The 8,022-nt window shown below is 48.1% G+C and carries 7 protein-coding genes; 4 read left to right on the forward strand and 3 right to left on the reverse strand.

Annotated elements, in window-relative coordinates:
• The first annotated feature begins 431 nt into the window (after positions 1–431).
• Together ACQ4M4_RS09595 and ACQ4M4_RS09600 are read left to right on the forward strand one after the other, a co-directional pair.
• Positions 432–1,268, forward strand: coding sequence for a hypothetical protein (locus ACQ4M4_RS09595; protein WP_430684271.1), 837 nt, complete (start codon positions 432–434; stop codon positions 1,266–1,268).
• A gap of 134 nt (positions 1,269–1,402) precedes the next feature.
• Complete coding sequence (locus ACQ4M4_RS09600) at positions 1,403–2,128, forward strand: signal transduction histidine kinase (STHK), LytS (RefSeq protein ID WP_430684272.1); 726 nt, start codon at positions 1,403–1,405, stop codon at positions 2,126–2,128.
• Positions 2,129–2,597: 469 nt separating this feature from the next.
• Here the strand turns inward: ACQ4M4_RS09600 and cysC are convergent, their stop codons facing one another.
• The 3 genes from cysC to ACQ4M4_RS09615 all read right to left on the reverse strand — a co-directional run bounded on the left by cysC (position 2,598) and on the right by ACQ4M4_RS09615 (position 5,471).
• A complete protein-coding gene (cysC, locus tag ACQ4M4_RS09605; RefSeq protein WP_430684273.1) occupies positions 2,598–3,152 on the reverse strand; it encodes an adenylyl-sulfate kinase in 555 nt (184 codons plus the stop codon).
• Positions 3,153–3,258: 106 nt separating this feature from the next.
• Positions 3,259–4,104 carry an ion transporter gene (locus tag ACQ4M4_RS09610; protein ID WP_430684274.1) on the reverse strand — a complete coding sequence of 282 codons (846 nt, stop codon included), beginning with the start codon at positions 4,102–4,104 and terminating at the stop codon, positions 3,259–3,261.
• 266 nt (positions 4,105–4,370) lie between these two features.
• Complete coding sequence (locus ACQ4M4_RS09615) at positions 4,371–5,471, reverse strand: glycosyltransferase family 4 protein (protein ID WP_430684275.1); 1,101 nt, start codon at positions 5,469–5,471, stop codon at positions 4,371–4,373.
• Between the two features lie 875 nt (positions 5,472–6,346).
• On the opposite strand from ACQ4M4_RS09615, the gene ACQ4M4_RS09620 reads away from it, so the two are divergent.
• Together ACQ4M4_RS09620 and sipA are read left to right on the forward strand one after the other, a co-directional pair.
• Entirely contained in the window at positions 6,347–7,483 is a 1,137-nt protein-coding gene (locus ACQ4M4_RS09620) for a sirohydrochlorin chelatase (protein ID WP_430684276.1), read from the forward strand.
• A 167-nt stretch (positions 7,484–7,650) separates the two neighbouring features.
• Positions 7,651–7,881, forward strand: a complete 231-nt coding sequence (gene sipA / locus ACQ4M4_RS09625; RefSeq protein ID WP_430684277.1) for a regulatory protein SipA — start codon at positions 7,651–7,653, stop codon at positions 7,879–7,881.
• The last annotated feature ends 141 nt before the right edge of the window (positions 7,882–8,022 follow it).

Consider the following 8,022-nt stretch of genomic DNA (forward strand, 5'->3'; position numbering starts at 1 on the left):
CGATCGCTTCATGTATTAAAAATCCCTTAACGACTGCACTTTTTCATCCTCTGATTGGCAAAATCTATAATTGGTTAGACGGGTAAGGATAACCACCGATAGAGATGATTTTCCTGGAATCGGGCTACAGTAAAACTAATAGCTGAATTAGCTGGATGTAAAAAATTCGTTAATTTTTAATATTGCTCAATTACTTCAGTTCGTCAAAGCATCAAACTCATCTTTGCTAAATCAAAATCGGCAAAAGTTTGAAAGAAGTTCGGCTTTACGACGCAGCAACAACAGCTTCATGTCAGTTGTTGCGATCGCTTTGCATACGCATGTAGCGCCTTGTTCGAATGATGTTCGAATCCTGAACTAGCTGAATGATTGAGAATCAATAAACCTTGGTTTTTCTAAGGTTTTGCTGCGTGAAATTAAGGAGTCTCGTGATGGTAGACCAACACGAAAATAACCATCTGGACAAAACCAGATCCAAAAAAACATGGGGAGGTGCGATCGCCCTTGGGCTTATTGTTGCACTCGCCTCTGGGTGTAATGGCGTTGCTCAAAATGATCAAGTTGGGCAGGACAATGTCACATCTGATGATGTAGCTCAAGTTGAACCGGGCGATTCTGTCGTTGGCGAAGAGGTCACGATTCGCAGCGGAGTAACCGAAGTAATTGATGACAATGGTTTTGTCATGGAATCAGCCAATGGTGGCGATATCTTGGTTGTGAATTCCACAGGCACTCCATTTACCCTGCCACAGCAGCAAATCCCCATTCAGGTCACAGGTCAACTAGAGACATTTAGTGCTGCAGGACTACAGCAGCGTTATGGAGTCACTCTAGACCCCAATCGATACAGCCAATATGAGCAACAGCCTGTTGTGGTGGCCAATAATTTTGCTCCTGCTCCAAGACCCCAAGATCTGTGGGATGCACCGGAGGGCTACTTCAATGAAACGATCGCCGTTGAAGGAGATATCCGGCTCTTAGACGAAACGAGCAGTGGGTTTGCCCTGTTTGAAGAAGGCTGGGCAAACGATATCGGCGTGTTGGTGATTGGCGTTGATCAGGCCACGAACACAGCTGAACTAGAGGCTGGGGAAAATGTTGTGGTTACGGGTGAAGCTCGTCAGGCCGATATAAATTTGCTGCGACAAGCCAACTTGAATTGGACCGACACCCAAATCGAAGAGTTTCTTTCTCGGTACGAGAACCGTCCCGTGATTGTTGCCGAAGAAGTTTATCCATCGGCTACTCCACCTCATCCCACGGTTTAGGAAGTGGATAGCGAAACCACCATTCCCACTTAACGCGGTTCTTGATACGAGAGAACCGATGGAGATTCAGAACGGGATATCCCTATCTGAACATTGTTGAATTCAAAACAGAGGTCAAAATGGTTAATTCACGAATGAATTCGAGTACGACCCAATACAAGCGTGCTGTCGGTGTGTTTAAGCATCGAGAAGATTTGGAAAGCGCACTACAAGCATTGCTGAATGCTGGGATTGATCGAGACCGCATCTCGCTGATTGGACGTCATACGGATGATTTGAAAGGTGCTGATGAGGTACGGAAAGGGCAAGACAATTTAGCACAGGAAGGTGCAGGGATTGGTGCTAGCACGGGTACCATCTTGGGTGGTATCGGCGGTTTCTTGGTTGGTGCCGGTGTTCTGGCAATTCCGGGTGTTGGTCCTATTTTTGCAGCAGGGGTGGGCATTTCTGAAATTGCTGCGACGTTGGCGGGTGCCGGAATCGGTGCTGCAACAGGTGGTATCGTTGGTGCTTTGGTGGGAGCCGGAATCCCTGAAGATCGCGCCAAAGTATACGATGAGCGTGTGAAAGCTGGTGATTATCTGCTCCTCGTCGATGGTACGGATGAGAGTTTGCGGCGGGTAGAATCCATCCTGCGCGATCGCCATGTTGAAGAGTTTGGTATCTATAATGCTCCCGATTTAGAGCAATCGCGCCAAGCGACTGGGGCAACCACGGCAACCTACGGTACATCCGATCGGGATCAGGTGACGGGCCATCGACCCTTTTCGAATGAACGCGATATTGATAATGATGGTGAGCCAGAGGTGATCATTGTTGACAATCGTGATGAAACAATTCGACGAAATGAAGTTCGTTAGTTGCTTCTGCCGAGTGTCATTGCCAAGATAAGGGCTGGCACGCTATGGCAAAATCTGTGCTGTGCTGAATAGCGCATTCAATTTAATAGTGTGAGGCTGAGTCTAGCTATTCGGTTGAATAGCTAGACATATGAATAAAGCAGTAGAGAGGCGTGTCGCATACGTTGCTCTACTGCTTTATTGATGATAGGCCTTACGCACTTCATATGAAAAACTAGGGGATTGAATGATGTTTGGGGCGCTAATCGCCCCAAACATCATTCAGCGGCGTAAGTCTTGGACTCGATGCAATTAACCTTTTGTGTGAATCATTACGCGGCCCTGCTACGCAATGATTCACGTTGCAAAAAGCTATTTGTGCAGAAGAACTCATTTCTTGAATGCGGGCTTGGCAATACCAAATCTGTCTATCAAAAGCGATCGCACCGATAGTACAACTCGGATTCCCAAGATCAGAAAACCGCAGACTTTAAACGTTGGCCTGAACCGATTCCGAGAAGAGATATCCTTGCTGCTCTAGATAGCCGATAACGCTATCGACACATTCTTCTAAGGACATTTGATCGGTTTTGCATTCCACTTCTGGGTTGAGCGGTGGCTCGTAGGGATCGTCAATTCCTGTGAATTGTTTGATTTCTCCTGCGCGTGCTTTTTTGTACAGTCCTTTCACATCTCGCTGTTCACAAACAGACAGAGGCGCATTGACAAACACCTCAACAAAATTGCCAATGCTGGTACGAACTTCGTCGCGGGTGCTGCGGTAAGGAGAAATTGCAGAAACCAAGACAATCACTCCATTGCGAGTGAGCAGTTGAGACACAAACCCAATGCGGCGAATATTTTCGTCTCGGTCTTCTTTGCTAAAGCCCAATCCCTTGGTGAGATACTGGCGCACAATATCGCCATCTAAAACTTCAACCTTGAGACCGCGATCGCGCAATTGTTGTTCTACAGCCATGCGAATCGTTGTTTTTCCTGCACCGCTTAAGCCTGTAAACCAAACTGTTACACCGTGTTGTGGCATGCCCGATCTCGCTCCTCAGCAGGTCATTAGATTGTTCCATTCTAGAAATTTATCGCTAGCAACGTACCGTAGTTTTCGCCAGTTTTTGCCAGGATTTAGGTGTGTTCTAGAACTCAGTAGTTGACCCATCTATCGTAGGCGTAGCTGAACCCGTTGGCAATAGTAATGCCGCACCACAAATTTTGCAATATTGAGCATCTTCATCGTGGTGCGATCGCCCGCAGCCAGAACATTTCACCTCAATTTGGGTGCTGCTGTTCACCAATTGTTTAATCAAATCGCCAAGCTGTAGCGGAATAAAGATGAGCCCGGTCAGCATCATCAAAATGGTTAGGAGTCGCCCCCCTTCTGAAATCGGAACTAGGTCTCCAAATCCAGCCGTTGACAGGGTAGAAACCGAAAAATAAATCGCATCTAAAAATGTTCTAAAGCTATTGGGATTAATTGGATGCTCGATTTGGTAAATCAACCCTGAATAGACAAAAAGAATGGCAAACAGTGTGAAAAGAATACGTAGGGCAATTGCCGATTCTTTACGCGATACATAACCCAAAATCGTTTCACCTTCAACAAAGCGTACCAACCGCAAAATTCGAAACCAGCGGAAGAGGCGAATAAAACGAATATCGACAGCCCCGCCAATTAGAAAAGGAAGAATAGCGACTAAATCAATGAATCCATATAGACTGACGACATACCGCAGTGGTTTTTCGGCACACCATAGTCGCAGCCCGTACTCAATCGAAAAAATTAGCAAAATAACACTATCAACCCAATCTAACCCTCGTCGAAAATTGAGAGAGATTGGATAGGTTTGAATTGCAAAGATCGCAGATGAAATAATGACTAAACTCGCGATCGTCAATGAAATCGACTTGCCAATTGGCGTTTCAAGATCATCCAGGTAAAACCGGAGAGTTTGGCGAACTGACATTATCCGATACGAACTCATGATCTCACTACCGTACCCGATGATGCAGCCCAACGATAGGTTCATTTGTTAGCTTCATACTAGCCCTCCTGTGCGAATGACTTTTTGAAGCATGACATGAATCGTTGCGTAGCTCTACCACGCAACAATTCACACAGGAGGTTTGGTGTTTCAGTCTATTGAAATCATAAAGTTTGGTCGCACAGGCCAAGTCCATGCAACCGAGAACATGACATTTTAGGAACGACGTTGTACGAAGTTGAAGGACAAATGTTTGGCTTGTAGCGTTACTTCAACGTAAGTGCCGATCGGTAAATTCGTTCTAAATTCATTCTGTATTGGTCCACGTTCAAATCTTTGACGCTGGCACGGGCCGCTTTGCCTAAGCGCGATCGCAACCCTTCGTCGGTAATCAGCCTTTCCATCGCTTCAGCCAAACCGTGAATATCACCCGGCTCCACAAGCAAACCATTGTGCTTGTGGGTGACCACTTCAGGCGTGCCGCCCACAGGTGTGGAAATGACGGGTAACCCCCAACTCATTGCCTCTAGCAACGCCATGGGCAACCCTTCGTTATACGAGGGCAAAATTAGCATGTTGGCTTCGGTTAACAGTGCATCCCGATCCTCTTGATCGAGCCAGCCCACAATCTGTACGCGATCGGTAATGCCGAGCCGATTGGCAAGCTGTTTGGCTTTGGCGATCTCTCCGTCACCCGCCATGACCAAATGAATGCGCTCTCGCAAATGAGAATCCACCAAGGCAAACGCTTGCAGCAAATTAAAGGCTCCTTTGCGGCTGCCAATGCGACCCAAAAACACCAGTTTGAGGTCGGTTGTGCCCACTCGATCGGGAACGTTGGGGGGCAACACAACAGGGTTTGGCAACAGCACAACTCGCTTTGGATCGAGCTTCAGGTTTTCAATAAAAAAGCTGCGCCAGCTTTCGGATAGCACAACAAAGCGATCGCACCGACCAAATACCTGCTGCATAGTGCGTTTAATCACCTGTGGCAACTCAGCATAAAAGTCTTGAAACATAGCGCTGTGGCTATGCATCACAATCGGTTTGCGGAAGGCTAAAGTGATCAAACTGGTGATGAGATGGCGAAAGGAACTGCCTCGTTCCGACATGTGAATGTGAACCACATCAACAGGTTCAGTCAGCAGTGTTTTGACCAGATTGCAGCAAGCGATCGCAAACACAGCAGCCTTGCGCACAGCCGAGCCATGACGAAGAGTGGCAATGTGCTTGTACTTAAATTCTGCCGAAGCGTGCTGGAGAATGATTTTTTCAACAGAAACAATACCACCCAGACAATCCAGCCCTTCACCTAACATCAGGATATGAATTGCCATACACCCCACCATTTCGCTATCGGCAGACACCACATCACTCTTCGTACACCTAGCTAAACCTTCTGCAACCATCTCACTTCGATGACCGCTCAGCTCCTGTGAGCGTTTCGCTGCAAAGAAATAAGCAATCTTTTGCTTCAGTGATAAGATTTTTCGACTTGCATAGAGTATACGGGATGTTTCCAATGCTCTTGGCCTCTCCGTTGTCATAAACCTGATTGTCACAAGCCTGGTTGTCACAAGCTTGATTGTCACAAACCTGATATTCCGACCCTGATATTCCGACCCTGATGCTTACGAACTCGACTGTTCCAGACTGAAGTGCCCTGAACCTATCGCCTTAAACCTATCGCTTCAAAAAATTGCGCTTTTACCGATTACGCTGCATCCTAGCTCACTTTTGAGGATGATTCTCATTTTCGAACTGTAATTTAAGCTTGTTGTCGATCAACCGGGTTTTACAAGGATTGACAAAACGATTTGATCTGAAATGTTGCCGAGGAAATCTAAATGTTGCTCTTGTTGTAATGGAAAAGCTAGCGAAATCAGTTCATCCTTTAGACAGAAGGTGGCAGAAACTTTGTCAGCAGTACGTGGGATATTGTGGTATCAAATATAACAAACTTCAGGGTGGAATTACTGCTATCTGCTATCGGTGGGCCTGGACAGGAATGCTAAGATGGCGAGGCACACGTGAACGGAGATAGTTTGGGGAAGTCCGGTGAAAGTCCGGCACTGTGCCGCAACTGTGAGAGGTGTGGGGATGTGTGAGTAGAGCCACAAGGAAGAAAACGCACGGCTTTCCTTATTGGGCGATCGCACCCTGACAACTCAAGTCAGAATGCCAACTTATCTTCTTTTCACTCTATTTCCTGCGTTGCACAGGAACGGAGTTTGACAAGGTTATGTTGACTGACCACTTAGTAAATGTAAATCAGGCATCTGCCGACGAATCGGTATCTACAGAAGCTGGGCATTCGCTGTTGGTGTATCCGCTAGAGACTGATCCCATCGCCATGTCTCTGGAGCCATTGCCAATTCAGCGTCCGCTGCTGTTAGTTGGTCATGGTAGCCGCGATGAAGATGGACGGCAGCGTTTGCTGGACTTTGCCGCTGCGTATCAAGCGTTAGATACAAGCCGTCCGGTGGTGCCCTGCTTTTTGGAATTGACCGAGCCATCAATTCAGCAGGGGGTCGATGCTTGTGTGGAACAGGGCTACCGAGATTTTTCGGTACTGCCAGTGCTGCTATTTGCAGCGCGTCACAATAAATTTGATGTGACCAACGAGCTGGATCGGGCACGTAAACGGCATCCTGACCTAACTTTTCATTACGGGCGGCACTTTGGCATTACACCCGCAATTTTGGATTTGTGGCGATCGCGCCTCGATGAGCTAGATAAGCCAGAGTGGAATCCTCAAGGCATTTCGCGGGAAGATACGGTACTGCTGTTTGTGGGGCGTGGGGCGAGCGATCCTGATGCGAATGGCGATGTGTGCAAGCTGGCGCGGGTGCTGTGGGAAGGCAGCGGCTATCGGACGGTGGAAACCTGCTTTATTGGCATTACCCACCCTCGCCTGGAAGAAGGCTTTGCCCGCGCCATGCTGTACCAGCCCAAGCGCATTATTGTGCTGCCGTACTTCCTGTTTACGGGCGTGCTGATGAAGAAGATTTTTGCCATTAGTGCAGATCAGCAGGCGGCTCATCCCGATGTGTCGATGGTGTGCCTGCCAGAAATGGGGTTGCATCCTGTCCTGTTTGGCCTGATGCGAGAGCGAGAAATTGAAACGCAGCTTGGGCAGGTCAACATGAACTGCGAGATGTGCAAGTTTCGCTTGGCGGCGATCGCCAACGGAGCCAATGTTGGCCATGCCAATGTTGGCCATTCCCACGACCATGGGCACGCTCATGGTCACGGACATGCTCATGACCATGGGCACGCTCACGGGCACGATCATCATGGGCATCACCATCATGGCGAGATGCCCGATCCCTATGCTGAGCCTGCGGATTACCACCAAAAAGTGTGGCAAGTGCCATAGATTCCATAGATCCCATAGATTTTTGTTAAAAAAGATCATTGCCAAAAAGGCCGTTGGAGGATGGAGTGCGATCGCACTCCATCCTTCCCGTTTGTTTAGATCGGTTTAGGGCCGCTTTAGGATAGCCTCAAGAGAAGGGATCTGTTTGAAGCGAGTTGAGGACGGTTATGTCGGATGAAAAGCAGTTTACAGTGGGCGATCGCGTGCGGGTAATTGCGCTGCCCAGCTATGTAAAAACCGCAGAACCCATGCCTATGCTTCGTCCACCCAGCGTCATTCAGGTGGGCGAAGAAGGTGTTGTGCTGGATCGTCGCCCTGGTGGGTATTGGGGCGTTCGCTTTGCACGGGGCGCTTTTTTGATAGAAAGCCAGTATCTTGAGATGGCTGAAAAGCCTTAGCTAGCGTCGTTGCCAGACCCCTGTGACTTAACGTGAGTTGTGGATAAGCTAGCGTGCGCCTTGCGCAAACCTCCAAAAAAATCCTTAACTAAACGTGAATTCGGGATAAGCTGGAAAGCCCAGTTTTGCGTGCGCGTTGCG

It is taken from the genome of Leptolyngbya sp. AN02str (assembly GCF_050565595.1).
Lineage (GTDB): Bacteria > Cyanobacteriota > Cyanobacteriia > Elainellales > Elainellaceae > Kaiparowitsia.

Excerpts from the sequence above, each read along its gene's own strand:
- ACQ4M4_RS09595 (WP_430684271.1), top strand. The coding sequence starts at position 432 with ATGGTAGACCAACACGAAAATAACCATCTGGACAAAACCAGATCCAAA.
- ACQ4M4_RS09600 (WP_430684272.1), top strand. The coding sequence starts at position 1,403 with ATGAATTCGAGTACGACCCAATACAAGCGTGCTGTCGGTGTGTTTAAG.
- cysC (WP_430684273.1), bottom strand. The coding sequence starts at position 3,152 with ATGCCACAACACGGTGTAACAGTTTGGTTTACAGGCTTAAGCGGTGCA.
- ACQ4M4_RS09610 (WP_430684274.1), bottom strand. The coding sequence starts at position 4,104 with ATGAGTTCGTATCGGATAATGTCAGTTCGCCAAACTCTCCGGTTTTAC.
- ACQ4M4_RS09620 (WP_430684276.1), top strand. The coding sequence starts at position 6,347 with ATGTTGACTGACCACTTAGTAAATGTAAATCAGGCATCTGCCGACGAA.
- sipA (WP_430684277.1), top strand. The coding sequence starts at position 7,651 with ATGTCGGATGAAAAGCAGTTTACAGTGGGCGATCGCGTGCGGGTAATT.